Source organism: Vibrio cholerae ATCC 14035, assembly GCF_000621645.1.
Classification (GTDB): domain Bacteria; phylum Pseudomonadota; class Gammaproteobacteria; order Enterobacterales; family Vibrionaceae; genus Vibrio; species Vibrio cholerae.
In genome coordinates this window covers 104,272-125,143 of sequence record NZ_JHXR01000004.1, presented here as the reverse complement: position 1 = coordinate 125,143, position 20,872 = coordinate 104,272, and the positions used below count along the sequence as shown (strand labels likewise).

General features: G+C 47.2%; 19 protein-coding genes. 5 read left to right on the top strand and 14 right to left on the bottom strand.

What is annotated here, in order from left to right:
• The first annotated feature begins 27 nt into the window (after positions 1 to 27).
• Complete coding sequence (locus T411_RS0105545; RefSeq protein WP_000621906.1) at positions 28 to 1,665, top strand: glucan biosynthesis protein G; 1,638 nt, start codon at positions 28 to 30, stop codon at positions 1,663 to 1,665.
• Positions 1,666 to 1,737: 72 nt separating this feature from the next.
• The gene (gene mdoH / locus T411_RS0105540) at positions 1,738 to 3,849 is read left to right on the top strand and encodes a glucans biosynthesis glucosyltransferase MdoH (RefSeq protein WP_001918470.1); all 2,112 of its coding nucleotides are present in this window, start codon (positions 1,738 to 1,740) and stop codon (positions 3,847 to 3,849) included.
• Between the two features lie 146 nt (positions 3,850 to 3,995).
• Here the strand turns inward: mdoH and T411_RS0105535 are convergent, their stop codons facing one another.
• The 6 genes from T411_RS0105535 to T411_RS0105510 form a co-directional block, all read right to left on the bottom strand.
• Positions 3,996 to 5,018 carry a LacI family DNA-binding transcriptional regulator gene (locus T411_RS0105535; RefSeq protein WP_000101062.1) on the bottom strand — a complete coding sequence of 341 codons (1,023 nt, stop codon included), beginning with the start codon at positions 5,016 to 5,018 and terminating at the stop codon, positions 3,996 to 3,998.
• Positions 5,019 to 5,118: 100 nt separating this feature from the next.
• Positions 5,119 to 5,877: a chitin disaccharide deacetylase gene (gene chbG / locus T411_RS0105530; protein ID WP_000864268.1), complete on the bottom strand. Its 759-nt coding sequence runs from the start codon at positions 5,875 to 5,877 to the stop codon at positions 5,119 to 5,121.
• A 22-nt stretch (positions 5,878 to 5,899) separates the two neighbouring features.
• Complete coding sequence (locus T411_RS0105525; protein WP_000089169.1) at positions 5,900 to 7,222, bottom strand: 6-phospho-beta-glucosidase; 1,323 nt, start codon at positions 7,220 to 7,222, stop codon at positions 5,900 to 5,902.
• The gene (locus T411_RS0105520; protein WP_000434480.1) at positions 7,204 to 7,539 is read right to left on the bottom strand and encodes a PTS lactose/cellobiose transporter subunit IIA; all 336 of its coding nucleotides are present in this window, start codon (positions 7,537 to 7,539) and stop codon (positions 7,204 to 7,206) included. The genes T411_RS0105525 and T411_RS0105520 overlap by 19 nt, the downstream gene beginning before the upstream one ends.
• Positions 7,540 to 7,585: 46 nt before the next feature.
• Complete coding sequence (locus T411_RS0105515) at positions 7,586 to 8,917, bottom strand: PTS sugar transporter subunit IIC (RefSeq protein ID WP_000780653.1); 1,332 nt, start codon at positions 8,915 to 8,917, stop codon at positions 7,586 to 7,588.
• Positions 8,918 to 9,004: 87 nt separating this feature from the next.
• Positions 9,005 to 9,310, bottom strand: a complete 306-nt coding sequence (locus T411_RS0105510; protein ID WP_000722179.1) for a PTS sugar transporter subunit IIB — start codon at positions 9,308 to 9,310, stop codon at positions 9,005 to 9,007.
• A 242-nt stretch (positions 9,311 to 9,552) separates the two neighbouring features.
• Here T411_RS0105510 and cod point away from each other — a divergent pair, with 242 nt between their 5' ends.
• The gene (gene cod / locus T411_RS0105505) at positions 9,553 to 10,848 is read left to right on the top strand and encodes a chitin oligosaccharide deacetylase (protein WP_002148701.1); all 1,296 of its coding nucleotides are present in this window, start codon (positions 9,553 to 9,555) and stop codon (positions 10,846 to 10,848) included.
• A 165-nt stretch (positions 10,849 to 11,013) separates the two neighbouring features.
• Here the strand turns inward: cod and T411_RS0105500 are convergent, their stop codons facing one another.
• Complete coding sequence (locus T411_RS0105500) at positions 11,014 to 12,618, bottom strand: BCCT family transporter (RefSeq protein ID WP_000159494.1); 1,605 nt, start codon at positions 12,616 to 12,618, stop codon at positions 11,014 to 11,016.
• A gap of 374 nt (positions 12,619 to 12,992) precedes the next feature.
• Between T411_RS0105500 and T411_RS0105495 the strand changes: the two genes are divergently transcribed.
• A complete protein-coding gene (locus tag T411_RS0105495; protein ID WP_000410818.1) occupies positions 12,993 to 13,472 on the top strand; it encodes a MarR family winged helix-turn-helix transcriptional regulator in 480 nt (159 codons plus the stop codon).
• 1 nt (position 13,473) lies between these two features.
• On the opposite strand, the gene T411_RS0105490 is transcribed toward T411_RS0105495, so the two are convergent.
• The 6 genes from T411_RS0105490 to T411_RS0105465 form a co-directional block, all read right to left on the bottom strand.
• Complete coding sequence (locus tag T411_RS0105490) at positions 13,474 to 14,112, bottom strand: response regulator transcription factor (protein WP_000360438.1); 639 nt, start codon at positions 14,110 to 14,112, stop codon at positions 13,474 to 13,476.
• On the bottom strand, positions 14,105 to 15,460 hold the full coding sequence (locus T411_RS0105485; RefSeq protein WP_001128513.1) for a cache domain-containing protein: 1,356 nt from the start codon (positions 15,458 to 15,460) through the stop codon (positions 14,105 to 14,107). Before T411_RS0105485 ends, T411_RS0105490 begins: the two co-directional genes overlap by 8 nt.
• Before the next feature lie 106 nt (positions 15,461 to 15,566).
• The gene (locus T411_RS0105480; protein ID WP_000579493.1) at positions 15,567 to 16,850 is read right to left on the bottom strand and encodes a TRAP transporter large permease; all 1,284 of its coding nucleotides are present in this window, start codon (positions 16,848 to 16,850) and stop codon (positions 15,567 to 15,569) included.
• Positions 16,851 to 16,859: 9 nt separating this feature from the next.
• Entirely contained in the window at positions 16,860 to 17,393 is a 534-nt protein-coding gene (locus T411_RS0105475; RefSeq protein ID WP_001257145.1) for a TRAP transporter small permease subunit, read from the bottom strand.
• A gap of 101 nt (positions 17,394 to 17,494) precedes the next feature.
• The gene (locus T411_RS0105470; RefSeq protein ID WP_001995160.1) at positions 17,495 to 18,589 is read right to left on the bottom strand and encodes a TRAP transporter substrate-binding protein; all 1,095 of its coding nucleotides are present in this window, start codon (positions 18,587 to 18,589) and stop codon (positions 17,495 to 17,497) included.
• A 385-nt stretch (positions 18,590 to 18,974) separates the two neighbouring features.
• The gene (locus T411_RS0105465) at positions 18,975 to 19,361 is read right to left on the bottom strand and encodes a hypothetical protein (RefSeq protein WP_001234203.1); all 387 of its coding nucleotides are present in this window, start codon (positions 19,359 to 19,361) and stop codon (positions 18,975 to 18,977) included.
• A gap of 172 nt (positions 19,362 to 19,533) precedes the next feature.
• On the opposite strand from T411_RS0105465, the gene T411_RS0105460 reads away from it, so the two are divergent.
• Complete coding sequence (locus tag T411_RS0105460; protein ID WP_001142695.1) at positions 19,534 to 20,208, top strand: DUF2982 domain-containing protein; 675 nt, start codon at positions 19,534 to 19,536, stop codon at positions 20,206 to 20,208.
• Here the strand turns inward: T411_RS0105460 and T411_RS0105455 are convergent.
• Positions 20,202 to 20,858: an MBL fold metallo-hydrolase gene (locus T411_RS0105455; protein ID WP_000058359.1), complete on the bottom strand. Its 657-nt coding sequence runs from the start codon at positions 20,856 to 20,858 to the stop codon at positions 20,202 to 20,204. The two genes, T411_RS0105460 and T411_RS0105455, sit on opposite strands and share 7 nt — an antisense overlap.
• Between the last annotated feature and the right edge of the window lie 14 nt (positions 20,859 to 20,872).

The following is a 20,872-nucleotide window of genomic DNA, read 5'->3' as shown; positions in this document are numbered from 1 at the left end:
TTCACTTTGTTATCGGTTCATTTCTATATGATTCGTGTGTCCAGCGCCGTGCAACGTCATGCGCAAAAACTGATTGTACTTTTCTCCCTGCTGTTTGGGGCTTCTTTGCTGATGTCTGATAATGGTTTTGCTACAGACATTAAAAATACTAATGCCTCTTCTCCAGTGAATTCAGAGTCTACTAAGCCAACAAAAGCTGGCGAAGTTAAAAATGTGGTTCGCTTTGCCAAAACGGGATCGTTTGATAACGACACCGTTGTTCGCCTAGCTCGCCAACTGGCGAAAAAGCCTTATGTTGCCTTAAAAGATCCGCTACCAGAGAGTTTGGCCAATATCAGTTATGATGAGTACCGCGATATTCGTTTTAAACCCGACAGTGCAGTGTGGAAAGCAGATGGCCTACCATATCAAATGCAACTATTCCATCGCGGTTTCTTCTTCCAAGATCTGATTGAAATTGCACTTGTTGAAGGCAACCAAGCCACTCACCTAAGTTACGACCCCAATATGTTCACCGCTGGCGAAGTTCTACAACAGAACCTGCCGACTGAAGATATTGGTTATAGTGGTCTTCGTGTGCATTACCCTCTCAACAGCCCATCCTATTTTGATGAACTGTTTGTATTCCAAGGAGCAAGCTACTTCCGTGCTCTGGGTAAAGGCAATGCGTATGGCTTGTCTGCGCGTGGCTTGGCCATCAAAACTGCCGATCCAGCGGGTGAAGAGTTCCCTATTTTCCGTGCCTTCTGGGTGGAAAAACCAAACTACGACACCAACTTGATTGTGGTCCATGCCCTACTGGATAGCCCAAGCGTGTCTGGTGCGTATCGTTTCTCTATTCGTCCAGGAGAAAATACTCGTATGGACGTTGAGGCGGTACTCTTCCCACGCGTGGAGTTAAGCAAAGTTGGTCTAGCTCCGGCAACCAGTATGTTCATGCATTCGCCAAATGGCCGTGAGAAGACCGATGATTTCCGTCCTTCTGTGCATGATTCTGATGGTTTATTGATGATCAACGGACGTGGTGAACGTTTGTGGCGTCCATTGGCTAACCCTAGCACACTGCAAGTGAGCGCCTTTATGGACAACTCACCGCAAGGCTTTGGTTTGATGCAGCGTGAGCGCGATTACGCCAACTACCAAGATTTGGAAGCCCATTACGAAAAACGTCCAAGTCTGTGGGTTGAACCGGTCGGTAACTGGGGTCCTGGTGCTGTCGTGTTGACAGAAATTCCAACTCAATCAGAAATTCACGACAACATTGTCGCCTTCTGGAAGCCAGCACAACCTCTTGCAGCAGGCAGTGAATATCGTTTCTCTTATCACCTCAACTGGGGTGCGCAACCAGAAGCGAATCCACAAGCGATCACTGTAAGCCGTACTGCGAGTGGACGTGCCGATATTGCCAAACCAACGCCAAAACGTTTGTTCGTGATTGATTACCAAGTCCAAGGTGCCAAGCCTGCACAGATGCCAGAACCGAAAGTGCGCAGCAATGCTGGGGTAATCAGTAACGTTGTACTGCGTGATAACCCTGCCAATAATGGCTATCGCCTCTCATTTGAATTTGATCCAGGCGAAGTGACGCTGGCTGAACTACGGGCAGAGCTCACTTTGCAAGAAGCGCGTCCTGTAGAAACTTGGTTGTATCGTTGGACCCTGTAGTAAGTACTCGGATTTTTTATGACAAACCCAATGGTTGAACAAGGAGCCTCCCAGTTAATGGGAGGCTCTGCCATGCCACCAGAACAACACGGCGAAATGCCGGAACAAAATCTTAAACGACTGAGTGAAGGTTTTCCGCGTGACGCCATTCAAACGGGTGGGGTTAAATCCTGCTCGTGGCGACGTGTGTTTGTGGTTGGTTTTGCTTTACTCATTTCTGCTTTTGCCATCTTTGAAATGCGCGGCGTATTTTTGGTCGGTGGACTAACGCCTATCGAATACGCGGTACTGGTTCTCTTTGCTATCAACTTCTGCTGGATTGCCTTAGCCTTCTCAAGCTCGATTGCCGGATTTTTTGTTCTCGCGAGTCGCAAACCTGCCCCCAATACAGAACAACCCCTAACGACACGTACCGCAATTTTGATGCCGACTTACAACGAGGCACCCGATCGAGTCTTTGCCGCAGTAGAAACCATGGCTTTGGCTCTGGCGAAAACTGAACACGGACATGCCTTCGATTGGTTTATTCTCAGTGACACCACCGATCCTGAAGTGGCGTTATCTGAAGAGCAAGCCTTCTGGTTGCTGCGTCAACAAACCGCAGGTAAAGCTAACGTTTATTACCGCCGCCGTCGTAAAAACATTGCGCGCAAAGCGGGGAATATTGCCGATTTCTGCCGTCGTTGGGGCTCGGGGTACGACCACTTATTAGTATTGGATGCCGATAGTGTGATGCAGCCAAGTACTATGATTTCATTGGCTCAACGGATGCAAAGTGACCCAGATGCTGGATTGATTCAAACCATTCCGGCGCTGATCAATGGCACGACGCTCATGGCTCGTGTGCAGCAGTTTGCCGCTCGCATCTATGGTCCAGTGGTCGGTACTGGTCTGGCTTGGTGGGTACAAAAGGAAGGTAACTTCTGGGGTCACAACGCGATTATTCGTACGGAAGCCTTTATGAGTGCCGCTGGCCTACCGCATTTATCTGGTAGACCGCCTTTTGGTGGACATATCCTCAGTCACGATTTCGTGGAAGCTGCTTTAATTCGTCGCGCAGGTTGGAGTGTTACCATCGCCGCGGATCTGAGTGGCTCTTTTGAAGAGTGCCCTCCTTCGATTATCGATTTAGCCGTGCGCGATCGCCGTTGGTGTCAAGGCAACCTGCAACACAGCCGCATCATAGGCACCAAAGGTCTGCACTGGATCAGTCGTTTGCACCTGACTACGGGCATTATGTCCTACCTCTCTTCGCCATTTTGGCTGCTGTTGATTTTGTCGGGTTTGTTACTGGCACTGCAAGCGCACTTTATTCGTCCTGAGTATTTTACCGAGCAGTTTTCACTGTTCCCGACTTGGCCGGTCATGGACTCCGCACGCGCATTGCAACTATTTTACATCACCATGGGTATTCTATTTAGCCCGAAAATTTTCGGATTACTGCTGCTGATGTTTGATGGTGAAATGTGTCGTACCTTAGGGGGACGACTGAGAGTCATACTCAGCGCGGTGACAGAGATCCTACTGTCTGCACTGGTCGCTCCCATCATGATGCTCATCCACTGTGGCGCGGTTGTGTCGATTTTGTTTGGACGTGATAGTGGTTGGGCTCCTCAACGACGTGATGACGGTAGCTTGCCAATCAAAGACTTGCTGTACCGCCACCGTTGGCATATGACAGCGGGAGTACTCCTTGGTTATGCAGCGATGCTCGACTCATGGACCCTACTGGCGTGGATGTCTCCAGCCTTAATCGGTTTGTGGTTCTCTGTACCACTCTCTGGGATCACGGCGTCATACACCATCGGAGCTTGGTTTAAACAAAAACGCATTCTTGCGACTCCAGAAGAAATTGAAACACCGGCTATTGTGCTTGCTGCGCAAGCTCGTCGTGACGAGTATGTGGTGGATCTTCAGGAAGTGTGGAACGCACGCATGGTACTTGCTGATCACAACCTGATCGCTCTACATATTGCGATGATGGATAAACTGCCGTCGCGCCAACCCGGCACCGCGATTGAGCCTTTGGATGCGGTAGCACGCATTAAAGTACAGGAAGCGGAGAGTCAGGAAAGCCTATTGGCGCTACTGACCAAAGTCGAACTGAGTTATGTTCTTGGCAATCCCCTGCTGATCCAGCAGGTAGCCAAACTGCCGCCCAGCTTAGCGAACCAGACTGTCTAAACTGAAAGTGTCGCCTACACGATTGTGTTCGCGACACTTTTTTATCCGCTCTTACTTTTTATCCCCGCTGACTTTTTACTCCCCTATTACTTAACGCTTACAGCAGCGTTAGCGTTGGCTGTAAACTTCAAATCACTGAGGGTCGTTTATGAGTCTTGCCTTTCAGCTATTTTCGACAGTGGTTGATCGGCGTGACGCTTTTTTAAGATCGGACGAAAGCTTTGCGGACCGACTGTCGGTTGCTGTTTCACCATCGCAATCAATGACTGCACCGCCGCACGTGCCATTTCGCTGATCGGGAAATGTACCGCCGTCACCGTTGGATATAGACTCTCACACAAATCAACACTGTCAAAACTGACGATAGAAATCCGCCCCGGCACCGCAATACCTTGTTCATGTAAATACTGCAGCGCCCCAGTCGTCATCTCCTCACTACACGAGAAAACAGCCGTGATCTCGGGGTGGCGAGCGAATAGCTGCTGCATCGCAAAATAACCACTTTTGCGACCGTAATTGCCTTCTTCACACAGTGACTTGCTCGGGAGAATCCCCGCTTGAGCTAAGGCATCGAGATAGCCTTGCTGCCGTAGACGACTATTGTGTCTGTGTAGCGGTCCGGTGATACAAGCAATTTTCCTGTGGCCTTGCTGAATGAGATGCTCCACCACTATCTGGCTTGCTCCACGATGGTCAAAAGTAATGCAGCGCTCTTCCAAACCTGCCACATAACGATCGAGAAGAACAAAGGGAGTCGGCTGCTGAGCTAATGCTCGCAAATCATCGTCTGATAAATACCGGCTGTGCAGAACATACCCATCGCAACGCAGATCGTGAAAGCGCTGTATCGCCTCTCTCTCTCCTTGTGCAGAGTGATGGCCTTGTGCTGTGATCAAAAACTTATGGTGCATATCCAACTCGGTTTGCACCTGTTCCATCATTTCACCAAAAAAGCCACCTGTGTAATACGTGACTAGAAGACCCATCATATTCGATGAGGAGGTCGCCAAAGAACGGGCTATTGCACTCGGTCGATAATTAAGTTGAGCCATTGCTTGCTCAACCTTACGCCGCGTTTCCTCTTTAAATTTCCCCTCACCATTGATGATCCTCGATACGGTAGAGCGGTTCACACCTGCAAGTTCAGCAACATCTTTAATTCTTGCCATATTAGAGCCTATAGGAAGTCAGAAACTTCAGAAAAACAAGGAACTGCGAGCTTGCACGACACTCCCTTACGGAAGTCTCCACTCGGCGAGACAGCTCCCATCATACACAGGAGTGCAGAGGAGCAGAAATCAAAGCCGAGTAATCCGTGATTTCGATATCATGCGCTACCAACAATTGTATTAATTGTGCGCTAGTCAGAATGCGCAACTCTTCTTCTCTTTGCTTGGCATAACCGCTGCACTTTTCGAGTAATGGATCCACGAACGCAGGATGGCACATAACCTCAACCAGATCGAAGCGTTCTTTTAGCTCAAGCAGATGTTTCATTAAAGGGTCGATGCCCAAACGTTGATCATAGAAAAAATCAGTGAAATGATAACGACAGCCGAACGCCTCCTCCCCTGCCATACCAATATCCCGCAGTGGAACATGGTATTTTTTAGCCACTTCATAAATGATCGGAGCCAATTGAGGATGAGTATGGGCGTGATGATGGCTATCAAGATGACTTAAAGTGAGTCCAAGCTTTAGAAAATGTTCAACCTGGGCGATAGCTTCATGGTATATCGCCTCAGGTTGATAGTCTCTACGCTGCCAAAAATCACGATAAGCGGTGAATACGCCATGTTCATCGGTTAAGTTTCTTTCTCCCGTTAAAGGGCGTCCTGCTGTAAACCTCAGATGAAGGCCAATTTTTAATTCGGGAAGCTGTTTTGCCAATTGAACTGCATGCTGCTCTGCAGGCATGCCCACCATTAAAGTGGTTGATTTTACGACCCCATCAAGGTGGGCCTTGACAATACCTTGGTTGACACCTTGAGTTAAACCAAAATCGTCCGCGTTAAAAATTACCTTCATTGAGAGATTCACCTTATTACCGTTACCATGTGGTGAGTTTAAATTGGGGTAGATAAACGGCATTTTCACGCAGAATATCATCCAAAATGGCTTTCGCCCGACCAATATCAGGCACCAATGGGTTATTCGTTAAAGCCATTAAAGCAAGGTGATAGTCACCGTGTACCGCAGCTTCTATCGCAAGCTGCTCATAGGCTTTCACTTGATGTAGCAATCCACTGATTTTTGGTGAAAGTTCTCCGACCGCAATCGGTTTTGCTCCCCAACTGCCCACCACCGCACTGCATTCAATCACAGCATCATGAGGTAATGAACTGATCGCCCCATGATTCTGCACATTAACCACATGAATACTATTGCGATTATTGTAGATGGCATCAACAAGATTTAACGAGGCATCCGAATAATAAGCACCGCCACGCGCTTCTAACTCTTTAGGCTTATGAGCCAGATGTGGATCTTGATAGAGCTCAAATAAGGCCTTTTCAGTGACCATCACTTGCTCAGCTCGCGTTCCTTTCTCTTGAGCACTTTTTTTCTCTTCTGCCAACATAGCATCCGTTTGGTAAAAGTAGCGGTGATAAGGGCAAGGAATCGCGCCTAACGCTTTTAAGAACTCAGGATCCCAAGGTTCTTCCCAGATATTTTTCATGCTGAAATTGGCGCCATCACCCACCTTTTCTAAAACGGTTTGAGTGATATTTTGACCATCCAACCAAGCTTGGTGCACCCAAACTAAATGGTTCAGCCCAGCGAACTCGAGCTGAAGGTCTTGAGGTTCACAGGCCATCATTTCAGCAATCATCATCTGCATAGAAACGGGAACATTACATAATCCTATGCTTTTGACTTTTGAGTATTTACTGACTGCCTCCGAGACCAAGCCCGCAGGATTGGTAAAGTTGAGCATCCAGGCATTGGGTGCTAGCTCTTCAATGTCTCGGCAAATATCCAGTATGACTGGGATCGTTCGAAGTGCTTTGGCAAAACCACCAGGCCCTGTGGTTTCTTGCCCAATCACATCATATTTCAGTGGAATTCGTTCATCATTCGCGCGAGCGGCAAGCCCCCCAACCCGAAACTGGGTCATAACGAAATCAGCGCCAGTAATCGCCTCTCGGCGATCAAAGCCCGCTTTAATTTCAATGTCAGCTCCAACTTTGTCGACCATTCTCTGCGCAAGATCTCGAATGATCTGTAATTTTTCCGCACCTGCTTCAATATCCACAAAGTGCAACTGCTTCACTGGCAGAAAATCCAATCTTTTGAGAACCCCTTCCACAAGCTCTGGGGTGTAACTACTGCCACCGCCGATGACTGCCAGCTTTAATGCATTTCGAGACATTTTGCTTCCTCACCCGCCAAGTGTTTGTGTAAAGCCACCATTTCAGTCGCCATTTCCTGTGCCAGAATTGTCGTCATTAAATGATCTTGAGCATGCACCATCACCAAGGTCATTGGTACTTTGCCTTCACCCTGATCGGCTTCAATCAATTGTGTTTGAATTAAATGAGCTCGGTTTAAGCACTCTTTAGCCTGACACAATTTCTCTTCTGCCTGCTCAAAAGATCGAGTACGCGCTAAACGTAATGCTTCATAACACAAGCTTCTCGCTTCACCCGCGTTGCAAATAATTTCCATCACGATAAGTTCTTGTTCCATTTCTCTCTCCCGAAGCTAAGGCTGCCCATCGGCAGCCTTAAACCGTTTATGCCGTGACACCTTGTCCACTTGGTTGCGCTGCTTTGACTTTACTTTCCACAGGTTGCTCTTGTTCAACCACTTGCTTCTCAAACATTTTGAAGAAAGGTAAGTAAATGAGCAGATCAAGGATGAGTAAACCCACGACCAGCAACACAGGCGTAAACGTCCAACCACTACCCCATGACGCACCGATAATGGCCGGTGTTGTCCATGGCGTGGTTGCTACTCCCATACCGACAAAGCCCAACTGAATCGCAAAATAAGCAATGGTGGCATTGATTACGGGAGCGAAAACGAAAGGCAGGAATAAAATCGGGTTCATCACCACTGGACTACCAAAAATCACAGGTTCGTTAATTTGGAAGAATCCTGGTACCGCACTCATACGACCGATGCTTTTTAAATGAGCTGAGCGGCTGAAGGACATCAAAATCACTAACGCTAAGGTTGCACCTGAACCACCGATAAAGATGTAAAAATCCCAGAATGGCTGTGTGAAGATATTCGGGACGGGCTGCCCAGTAACAAACGCATCAATGTTAGCACTGATATTGGTTAAGAAGATGGGAGATAGCAGACCGACCACAATCGCAGCCCCATGAATGCCCGCAAACCATAACAATTGACACACCAGCAGCGCGCCGATAATCGCTGGCAGTGTGTTTGACGCACTGATCAACGGTTTGAACATCGCCATCACAGCATCAGGGATCAACATGCCATATTCGGCTTGTACAAAAAGGCTCAGCGGATAAAGCGTCAAGAAAATCGCCAAGACAGGCAACAAAACTTCGAATGAGCGAGCAATCGCAGGTGGAACTTGCTCTGGCATACGAATGGTAATGTTATGCTTTTTCATAAAGCGATACAGTTCGACGGCAAAAAAAGCACACATAACTGCCGTGAAAATCCCTGTGCCGCCCATATGCGCCATCGATAGACTGTCTTCTTTGGCGGGTGCCGCGACCAACAAAAAGCTCATCAGTGACAGTACTGCACTCGTGATACCGTCCATTTTGTAAGCTTTCGCTAAGCTGTATGCTACACCCAACGAGACAAATATGGTCATAATGCCCATCGACATATTAAACGGCATCATGATGATATCGAAATGCGTCGTAGCGAAGTTTAACCACACGCGACCAAAAACATTGGTGGTATCTTCAGCAAAAGGAGGGAATGCAAAAATTAAAATAAAACTACCCACAATAATAAATGGCATTGCCACAATAAAACCATCACGCATGGCACGTACATGAGGCTGATTCCCCACTTTTGCTGCAATGGGGGCTATATGCTTTTCTACGATTCCAATTATCGCATCATAAAGCTTCATAGGATTCACCTTATATTTAAGATAAAGAGTTCCCTATCCTCATTTAATTAATGAGGATTGAGTGAAAATATTGTCCGAAAAACAGATTTAGTTAATTAAATCTAAAGCTTGCTGAAGAACCTCGTCACCTTTCATCATGCCGTAAGCTTGAGGAGAGATAGCTGCAATGTTTTTGCCATATTCATCGGCCGTTTTGCGTAGCTCTTCCAACTGAAAACGGACTTGAGGCCCTAATAAGCAAACATCATATTCTTGGATGGCCTCTTCAAATGCATTCACTGATAACGCATCAATCTTGCACTCAATGCCTTTACTTTCAGCAGCTTGCTGCATTTTCTTCACTAACATACTGGTAGACATACCAGCACTACAGCAGAGTAGGATCTTTTTCATGCTCTACACTTCCCTTGTTTAAATATCGACTTAAAAACTGTAGCAAAATAAATCCGCATTAAAAAGCGCAACCGGTTGCGCTATTCGTGAACAAAATCCCATTTCGGATAGTTAGCGCTATTTTTATCGATACACTTCTAGATAGGATAATGAGAAGAAATATATAAGCCTACCTGATGGACTTGTTATTTCTATCAATATAAACACTAGCAACGTCACTCTTAAATTTCTGATTTAAAATAATGGATACTAAGATGAAATTAAAAAACTTGGCTCTATTTACCGCGATATCGTTAGCCATTTCCGGTCATTCTTTTGCAAACAGTACCCCTAAGGGCACGATTTATTTAACTTTTGATGATGGCCCGATCAATGCGTCAGTAGAAGTCATTAAGGTTCTAAACCAAGGCGGGGTAAAAGCCACTTTTTATTTTAACGCTTGGCACTTGGATGGTATCGGTGATGAAAATGAAGATCGTGCTCTAGAGGCTCTAAAGTTAGCTCTAGATTCAGGCCATATTGTCGGCAACCACAGCTACGATCATATGATTCATAACTGTGTGGAAGAGTTTGGCCCCACCAGTGGCGCAGATTGTAATGCAACCGGTAACCATCAAATCCACTCGTATCAAGATCCCGTTCGTGATGCGGCCAGTTTTGAACAAAACTTGATCACATTAGAAAAATACCTGCCTACTATTCGTAGCTATCCAAACTACAAGGGATATGAGTTGGCTCGCCTACCCTATACCAACGGTTGGCGTGTCACAAAGCACTTCCAAGCTGATGGTTTATGCGCGACATCCGACAATTTAAAACCTTGGGAGCCGGGTTATGTGTGCGATCCAGCTAACCCATCAAACAGTGTGAAAGCCTCGATTCAAGTACAGAATATTCTTGCTAATCAAGGCTATCAAACTCACGGATGGGATGTGGATTGGGCCCCCGAAAACTGGGGTATTCCTATGCCTGCCAACAGCTTAACCGAAGCCGTTCCCTTTTTGGCCTATGTGGATAAAGCCTTAAATAGTTGCTCACCAACCACTATCGAACCAATTAACTCGAAAACACAAGAGTTCCCTTGTGGCACCCCACTGCACGCCGATAAAGTGATTGTGCTCACCCATGATTTCTTATTTGAAGATGGCAAACGCGGTATGGGAGCGACACAAAACTTACCTAAACTTGCCGAGTTTATCCGGATTGCCAAAGAAGCAGGTTATGTTTTCGATACGATGGATAATTACACTCCTCGTTGGAGCGAAGGTAAAACGTATCAAGCGGGAGAATATATTCTGTACCAAGGTGTGGTGTATAAAGCGGTCATTAGTCACACTGCGCAACAGGATTGGGCTCCATCATCCACGTCAAGCCTTTGGACCAACGCCGATCCTGCGACAAACTGGACACTCAATGTCTCCTATGAGCAAGGCGACATCGTCAATTACAAAGGTAAACGTTATTTAGTCAGTGTCCCACATGTTTCACAACAAGACTGGACACCAGACACTCAGAACACCTTATTCACAGCTTTATAAAAAGCTGCTCCTATAGTCAACCTACAGATTCAAGTAGGGATGGTATCTCTATCGTCAGATAGTTTGCGCGGAGAGCTCTCCGCGCTTTTTTTTGAACATTTTGGCTAGGAAATGATTGATGCGGATTTTAGTTTGCGCCGCCCTTTTGACAACGCATACCGCGTATTAAGATTGGTGGAGACGCTTGCTGGAAGCCATGAACTCAGGTTCGGTTTTTAACCCTTTCCATAAGCTGACGCACATCAGTAGCAAGATCACCGTAAATGGCAAGGCTGTAGAGATAACGCCCGCTTGCAGCGCTTGTACCGCCTCCGTGCCTCCAATCCATAGCAGTGCAACCGCGACTGCGCCTTCGAGTACTGCCCAAAATACACGCTGCAATACTGGTGAATCTAATTTGCCACCTGAGGTAATACTGTCAATGACCAGTGAACCCGAATCTGACGACGTGATAAAAAACACCAAAACCAACACCACGGCAATCACAGATAGCACCTTACCGAAAACCAGCGAATCAAACATCTGGAACATGGCTAGCGAAACATCGGTTAAGCCATTTTGACCTAACACGCCGATTTCATTAATCACTTGATCCACGGCCAGACCACCAAATACCGACATCCACACCAGTGTCACTAACGTTGGGATCAATAATACCGCCACAATGAATTCACGAATGGTACGTCCTTTAGAAACACGTGCGATGAACATGCCAACGAACGGCGACCATGAAATCCACCATGCCCAGTAGAAGACTGTCCAACCTTGGAACCACACTTCATCTTCACGACCATGAGGATTACTCAGCGGGATTAGGTTTTGTAGGTAAGCCATTAAAGTCGTCGGAATCGAAGTCAATGTGACGCTATAACCAATCACAGCCACCAGTGCGAGCAATAAAAACGCGACAATCATATTGATGTTAGAGATGACTTTCACCCCGCCATCAATACCTCGAACCACAGACAATGTGGCTAAACCTGTCACCACACAGATCACAGCAATTTGTAGCCCGATGCCCGATTCAAAACCAAATACATGGTGGATACCTGAAGCCGCTTGCTGCGCCCCAAGACCGAGAGACGTTGCCAGACCAAACAGCGTGGCTAATACCGCAAGAATATCGACCACATGCCCTGCCCAACCCCAAGCGCGATCACCCAGTAACGGATAAAAAACCGAGCGCATTGAAAGTGGTAAACCTTTGTTGTAGCAGAAAAAAGCCAATGATAGAGCAACAACACCATAAATGGCCCACGGGTGAAGTCCCCAGTGGAACATGGTTGCTCCCATCGCCAGTTGCGCAGCTTGAGGAGTGTTGGCTTCTACACCCAGTGGTGTTTCATACCACCCCGTATAATAGGCCACGGGTTCTGCGACACTCCAGAACATCAAACCAATCCCCATCCCTGCAGCAAACAACATCGCTAACCAAGATAGAAAAGAGTGATCCGCTTTCGCGGCCTGTCCACCTAACCGAATTTTACCAAACGGTGAAATGACCAATCCGACACAAAACAGTAGGAATAAGTTACCCGACCAGATAAACAACCAGTCGAAGCTCGCAATAATGCTCTGCTTTACGGTATCAAGCCCAATCTTAGCTTGGTGGGCATCCACGAGTACGGTCAGTAGTAAAAATGCAGCGATCAAACCTGCACTGATCCCAAACACGGGATTGTGCACATCAAACCCCCATTTCTGCACATTATCTTGGCCTACGGTGTAGTCCGTATTATCGATACTGTACTTATCAATTTCTTTTGTCATGTATCCTCTCTGAGTCATTTAAATCGAGCTCAACAACAATGACAACAAAGCATTTTCGGTTTTTTAATCACAAATTGCTTTGTACTCATTGTTAATTCCATTCATTAAAAGCACGATTATTTTACATAGATCACAGAAAAGATCCAGTTTTCAGGCCATTTAAGTCAGTTAAAGATAGAAAACCCTTTGTTCATGTCAAAAAACCATATCAGAAACCACCGAAATTTAATTTCTATTCAAAGCATTTATCTGGAATGCAAAATTCAAAAAATATCGCAATAAAGCTATGGATTACTCTTAGCTCAACACTTTAAAAATCAAGGTAAGTAAGGTATGGTTCGCGACAGATTCAGCACAAACTGGGTGAACCCTCTGTGGAAAAACACGAAGAAGTATTAGTCGCACTGCGCCAGATCATCCGCGCCATTGACCTACACTCCAAAAAACTTAATAAGGACGCAGGGCTCACCGGCCCCCAATTGATTTTGATGCGTTCAATTCATGACTTAGGTGAACAGGTCACCATCCGTGAGCTCGCGGTGCATACCAATATGAGCCAAGGCACGGCTACCACGATTTTGGATCGATTGGAGCGTAACGGCTATGTACAGCGCGTGCGCAGTAACAGTGATAAACGCAAAGTTCATGCACACTTAACCGATGAGGGGCGTAAGCTGCTCGCACAAGCACCACAGCCTTTACAAGAGAGCTTTGTTGAGCAATTCCATCAATTACAAGATTGGGAACAGAGCTTACTGCTCTCTTCTGTACAACGCATCTCTGCCATGATGAACGCGCAAGATATGGATGCCGCGCCGATGCTGACGATTGGTAGCATCACGCAGCCAGAATAGTTCATTCCAGTAAACCATGTTGTAGCGCGTATTGAGCCAACTCTGCCGTGGAGTGGATGTCGAGCTTATGCTTAATATTTTGCCTATGGGTTTCGACCGTGCGATAGCTGATATTCAGCAAGGTCGCGATTTTTTTACTGCTGCAACCTTGTGCAACCATACGTAAAATTGCCTCTTCACGGCGGCTCAGCGGGTTTGGCTTATTCGCCACAGGTAAAATCTCTTGGCTAAACAGTGTCGAGGTGGTGGATTCGCAGAAGTACGTCGCGCCTTGATGAACCGTTTTGATCGCTTGCACCATTTTCAGTGCTGAGATTTCTTTGAGCATGTAGCCCATTGCGCCGGCTTGCATCACTTGCATAATGTACTCGCGGTTATCATGCATGGTCAGCATCAATACTTTGGTGTGAGGAACTTCTTCTTTGATCAAGCGGGTGGCTTCAATACCGTTCATGATCGGCATACTCACATCCATCAGCACCACATCCGGTTGGTGAAGTTTGACCAATTCTAAAGCTTCCAATCCATTACTCGCGGTGGCGACGACCTCGATTTCCGGCTCTTGCTCTAAACGCGCAATAAAACCATCCAACACCACCTGATGATCATCCACCATCACCACTCTGATTGGTTTATCCATAAACACTTCCATCCAACTTCAGTAAAACCGTAATTTCGGTGCCCAATTGTGGCTCGCTGCTTAATTCAAATTCCCCACCAATAAACTCCACACGTTCGCGCATGTTACGTAAACCAATCCCGCGTTTTTGCAGCGCTTCTTTGCTGGAAAATCCTACCCCATCATCACGCACCATAAGCTGCAACATATCACCCATTTGCTGCAGTAACACCGTGACTTTCTCGGCTTTGGCGTGTTTTTCAATATTATTGAGTGACTCTTGCACCACTCGATACAACGTGGTGGCCACTTCCGATTTTAGCTTGCCGGGTTGGGTGTCAAACAACATCTCGATCTCCATTTGTGAATGCAGTTTGAAATCCTCGAGCAGCGTCGTGAGTGCCGCTTGTAAACCGAGATCATCCAGCGCACTGGGGCGCAAATGGTGTGAAATTCGCCGAACTTCATTAATTGCAGTTATCAACGAGTGCTGGGATTTTTCCAGATGCACGATCTGTTTAGGGTCGTTCAGTTGGTTGGCCAGTAACTCAAGATGACACTTGCTAGACACCAATAACTGATTAATTCCGTCATGCAGTTCGCGGGCGAGATGCTTCTTTTCATCTTCCTGAAACAACACGGTTTTGTGTACCAAATCTTTGAGATTCTTATCCGCCAAACGGTGTTCATGCAGGTTGATGGCTAAGGTCAACACAATGATCACCGCTACAGTGACTATCAAAATCACCACAACAGAAAAGAAGGTGGTATCAATATTTGCGTTCACTGCCGCTTGCATCTTCTCGACTTCATGACTGAGATCTTCAATGTACAAGCCGGTGCCGATCATCCATTCCCAGTCGTCAAGCCAAGCCGAATAGCTGAGTTTAGGGACAGTTTCTCCACTTGAGGGTTTGCGCCACAAATATTGGTGATACCCACCACCCGATTGGGCTTGGAAAAGTAGCGCTTGGATGAGAAAGTCACCGCGTTCATCTTGCAACTGCCATAAGTTTTGCCCTACCAGCTCAGGCTGGATCGGATGCACCAAGTTCGTGCCCTGAGCATCATAAGCGAAAAAGTAGCCATCAGAGCCATAACGAATATTGGTTAATACCGCTTTGACCTGCTGTTTGGCTTCCGCTTCACTTAAGTTGGGATTACTGGCAATCAACCTCACCGCATCAAACGCCACCTCGACGCTGTCTTTGAGTGAGGTTTCGCGCTCTTCCATCAGCTTAGCTCGGAAGATCTCAATTTCACGCTGGCCTAAGGTTTTAGCCTGATGGATCGAAATCCAACTGATGCTTGCTGTGGCAATTAAGAGAGGCAGTAAAGCCAGCAAAATCAATTTGGCTTTGAGAGGCATTCCATTTCCCCATAAAAAAACTGCTTTCCGACCCTTCGAAAAGCAGTTTCACTCTAACAACTTGTTGATGTGGATTGAATTTCGATACGCTCACTCTTGAGTCGGATCACATTCCATAAAAGCTTGGGAATACCATCAACGAAATCAACACCAAAATCTGGATCAGGATAAAGGGCACCACGCCGCGATAGATATCCATGGTGGTGACCGACTTTGGCGCAACCCCTTTCAGATAGAACAAACTAAAGCCGAACGGCGGAGTTAAGAACGACGTTTGCAAGTTCATCGCAATTAAGATAGCAAACCACGTCATATCCACATCCATCAGCACGGCGACTGGAGCCAAAATCGGTACGATGATGAAACAGATTTCTACGAAGTCGATAAAGAAACCCAGAATTAAGATCACCAACATAGTGACAATCAAGAAGCACCATTTATCTCCGGGCAGATTCATCATCCATTCTTCGACCAACTCATCACCACCAGTATAAGTGAACGCCATCGAGAACGCGGTCGCGCCGAGCAAAATAGCAAATACCATGGCGGTCACTTTGACGGTTTCTTTAGAGGCATCATAGACCATTGACCAACTGAATTGACCATACGCCAATGCCAGTAAAATCGCGCCCGCACCACCAAGTGCTGCGGACTCTGTGGGCGTCGCCACACCAGCGAAAATCGAGCCCAGAACCACCACAATCAGCGCCAACGGCGGGATAACCGCTTTCAGTGCTTTCACCACTTCTTGACGACGTGATAAATCGGCATCAGGTTCAATAGGCATCGCCGCTTGCGGATTCAGCTTGGCGTAAATCAGGATGTAGATGATATACGCCGCCACCAGCATCAAGCCCGGCCAGAGTGCGGCTTGGAACAGATCGCCAACCGGAACCCCAAGCACATCACCCAATAGAATCAATACGATAGAAGGCGGAATGATTTGTCCAAGGGTCCCCGACGCACAGATGGTGCCACACGCCAACCCTTTGTCGTAACGGTATTTGAGCATCACAGGCAGTGAGATTAGTCCCATCGCCACAACCGATGCCCCCACTACCCCTGTCGAAGCGGCGAGTAACGTGCCCACCAATACGGTAGAAATCGCCACACCACCGTGAATGCCACCAAATAAGCGCCCCATCGACTCTAATAATTGCTCCGCCAGCTTGGTTTTTTGTAGCACCAAACCCATAAACACAAACAGCGGCACCGCCATTAACACGGTGTTTTCCATGATCGATTGAATGCGGTAAGGCATGAACGCAAACATCTCTATGCCTTCAGCCCACACGCCAAAAATCAGCGCAATGCCACCAAAAGTAAAAGCGACGGGGAAACCCAGTAATAGCGCAAACAGGGCAACGAAAAACATCACAATACCAATCATACGTTTCCCTTACTTGGTTTGGTCTGCGTGCATCAGACGTGGGTTAAACACTTTATTGAGCGAGTGGATGATCAAGCCGACGCCACTTATCGCCATGAAAGTGAAAGAGACTGGGATCATCGCCTTGATAATCCAACGATATGGCAAACCACCCGGGTCACCAGACGTTTCACCCAGCGCGTAGCTTTCTTTAGCAAAGTCGATCCCGAAATAGACCACTAACAAGCAAAACGGCAACAGGAAAAACAGAGTGCCAAGAATGTCGATCACCGCCTGTGCTTTCATCGATAAACGTTCATAGAACAGATCGACTCGTACATGGCCGCCCGCTTTAATGGCGTAAGGAATACCAAGTAAAAAAACCGTGGCAAACAGATGCCACTCTAATTCTTGAAAGGCGATAGAAACATCGTTAAAGGCATAGCGCATCACAACGTCATACACGACGTTGGCCACCAACAGAATAAACAGAATACTGGAGAGCCACCCCAGTAGATCGCTAAGACGGTTAAATAACCGCTCAACATAAATCAGACTTCTCATTACACACTCCCTGTCTAATCAAATTGCTCCGTGTCACGAATGTGCACGGAGCTTATCGTTATGTGCTTTTCTTGGGCTTCCTGCACACGCAGTTCAGCTTATCATTGTGATTCGCTATTGAGGTAGGCTCGCAGTGAAATATCTGTCCAACTACGTGTTTGTTTTAGATAGTTGGCTTGCGATTCTTGAATCTCTTTAGCCAGTGGATCTTCTGCTGCGTGTTTCGCCAGTAGTCGGTCGTTAACCTCACGCAGGGCTTTAATCACAGGCGCTGGGAAGGTCTTCACTTTCACATCTGGGAACTCTTGGGTAATCGAAACCCAGTTTTTGCCACTTTCATGAACTGATTGAACATACATGTCGTAAGCCGCAGTGCGCATCGCAACACGTAAGATTTCACGCAGATCTTCAGGCAATTTATCCCACGTCTTTTGGTTGACTAAGAATTGCAGCTCAGTTGCTGGCTCATGCCAACCGGTGTAGTAATAAGGCGCAATCTTGTGGAAACCCATACGTAGATCAAGTGACGGCCCTACCCACTCTAGCGCATCAATCGTGCGACGCTCGAGCGAAGTGTATAGCTCTCCCGGAGCAATGTTGGTGGGTTTGGCACCGAGCTCCGCTAACACTTCTCCGGCAAAACCGGGAATGCGCATTTTCAGCCCTTGCAGATCTTCAACGCTGTTGATCTCTTTTTGGAACCAGCCGCCCATCTGCACGTCGGTGTTACCACCGGGGAATGAGAGCATATTGTGTGGAGAGTAAACCTTCTCCATCAGTTCCATACCACCACCGTGGTAGAACCATGCGTATTGCTCGCCGGTCGTCATACCAAAAGGCATAGAGGTAAAATACAAAGTGTTCGGAACTTTGCCTTTCCAGTAATAAGACGCGGAGTGTCCCATGTCGTATTGGCCCGATTTCACCATATCAAACACACCCAGTGGCGCTTTATGTTTGTTGGCAGAATCAATGCGAATTTGTAAACGGCCATTGGACATTTTCTCCGCCATTGCCGCCATATTCTTTGTGGTGTCGCCGAAGATTGGGAAGTTAGGTCCCCATGTCTCAGCCAGTGTTAAACGGTAAACTTTCTCTTCTGCAAAAGCGGAAGTTGTGAACAGCGCAACACCCGCTGCAATAAGCAGCACGCTTCGCTTCATAACTCGTGATACAGATTGATGAATCAGACTCATGGTTTGACGTCCTTGGTTATCCATACCTGCGCACCCTGCAACAGGCTCGTCAACAATGTGGTCGATATTCGTAAGACAAGAAATCGGCGAGACCACGCAGCCAAGTAACACCCTAACCGCACGGTTTAGCCATTCGTCTTAAGTATTACTACGTAGAAAAAAAACAAAATATATTGAAAAACAAAAGGATAAAGAAAGATTAATGAATATATGATGGGGATATACGTAGTCATTTCTACGTGAGAGGATTTTAAAGAAAAGAGTAAAAAATGTGACAAAGGCATAGCTATCACTTGCAAGACAATAACAGATCAAGTGAACTAGGAGCCAGTAGATACCTTGGTCAGCAGTAGTAAAGCTCCGATAACGGAGCTTTACTTAGAACTTACACCGCCAGAGTGTAAGTCACTTTATTGCCGACTTGGTTTTTCTCAACCAGCTTTTCATCGAGCAGTTTTTTTAGCGCGCCCGCGGCCCATGCAGAAGCTTTCGCTTCCTCTTGGCCTGCAAGCAAACCAATCGCTTTGGGGTTAATCCCCTCTACTGCGCCACGCACAATCTCAAGGACTTGCTGCTGTTTTGGCGTCAGTTGACAAGCCACAGTTGGCGTTGCTGCTTGCTCAGATTGGTGCGCCGAAAGGGCCTTTGAGTGCACGGATTGCGCAGGTTGCTGCACAGAGGTGCTCGATTTTACCGTGGCAAGGTTAGCAACGATCGCTTTAATGCGTTTTTGCAGCTTAGCCTGCACTTTACGCTTATGAGCTAGTCTCATCGGGTCGGTCTCCATTTCACTGCCCAAAGGCAGTCATAAAATTTTGAAGCGCGCTTTATAGCAAATTACGTTCGACGTTTGTAGGGATGAGGTCAAGTTCTCGGCGACAAATGATCTTTAGCCCGCTTAGATGACTATAATTTGGGCGACACGGCCAAAGAGTGAGAAGGGCATGCCCACTTTGCAACTTTACAATCATCAGATCCATTTCACGCCTTTCGTGATAAAGGGACTGTTAGCCTTGGCTGGCCTTGTCACTTTGATAGTCATTGGCATCGCCGAATCCCTTTTGCAAGCCGTGGTCGGAATACTCGCGCTCATGGCTTGGGCAGGCATTGCCTACTGGTTGATGTTAAAAGGACAAGTGGCTTACACATTAACGGCAACCCATCTCCAGCAGCATTTTTATCAAGGCGGTTGGGTGGTGAAATGGAATAATATCAGCCAGATTGGTGTGTGCAGTTACGAGCGGGAAGGCTGGCATCAACCTCTACCTTGGGTTGGCATTCGTCTTAAACATTACGCGCCCTACCTCAACAGTATTTGCCCTCGCTTATCGACCCAACTGTTGCTCAGCCAACGCGCCTTACTCTATCTCGGTGCTCAACAAAAAGCGCGGCATCATCAATTTGAAGATCTGGTATTGGATTCCACACCCTATGTGGACGCCGAAGGTAAACAATACACCGGACTGCAAGCCATGCTGGCCAATCGAATGCAGTATCAACGTGACTTCTTTGGTTACGATATTTTTATTTCAGAGCAGGACTTAGATCGCAGTGCAGAAGAGTTTGTCGGATTGGCTCGGCGCTATCTTGCCGCTGCCGAGCCAGAGGATCTTCAGTAGAGCGGCATTTCGTCCGCGACAAATGGGTTGCTGGCACGTTCACGGCCAAAGGTAGATTGGGGGCCATGACCGGGGATGAAGGTGACATCGCTGCCAAGCGGCCAGAGTTTATTTTTGATAGACGCAATCAGAGTATTGAAATCCCCTTGCGGGAAATCCGTACGGCCAATACTGCCGTTAAACAGCACATCACCCACAAACGCCAAACGTGCCGCTTCACTAAACAGCACAACATGACCTGGTGTATGTCCGGGAGTATGGATAACTTGCAGAGTTTGCTGACCAAAGTGGATCACATCACCATCATCGAGCCACTCATCAGGTTCAAAGGCTTCAGTAAGCGGAAAGCCAAACATTTTGCTTTGCCCTTCGAGCCCTTGTAGCCAGAAATTATCCGCTTTGTGCGGCCCGACAACCCGAGTTCCACCGAGAGCTTGCGCCAGTGACTGCGTACCACCAACGTGATCAAGGTGACCATGAGTCAGTACCAGTTGGGTTACTTTTACGCCTAGCTCCGCGATCAAAATCGCGAGCTGTTTCACATCACCACCCGGATCCACCACTATGCCTTCCATGGTTTCATCACACCACACGATAGAGCAGTTCTGAGCAAAGGCCGTAACAGGCACCACCTGATATTGTAAAGACATAAACCTATCCTGTC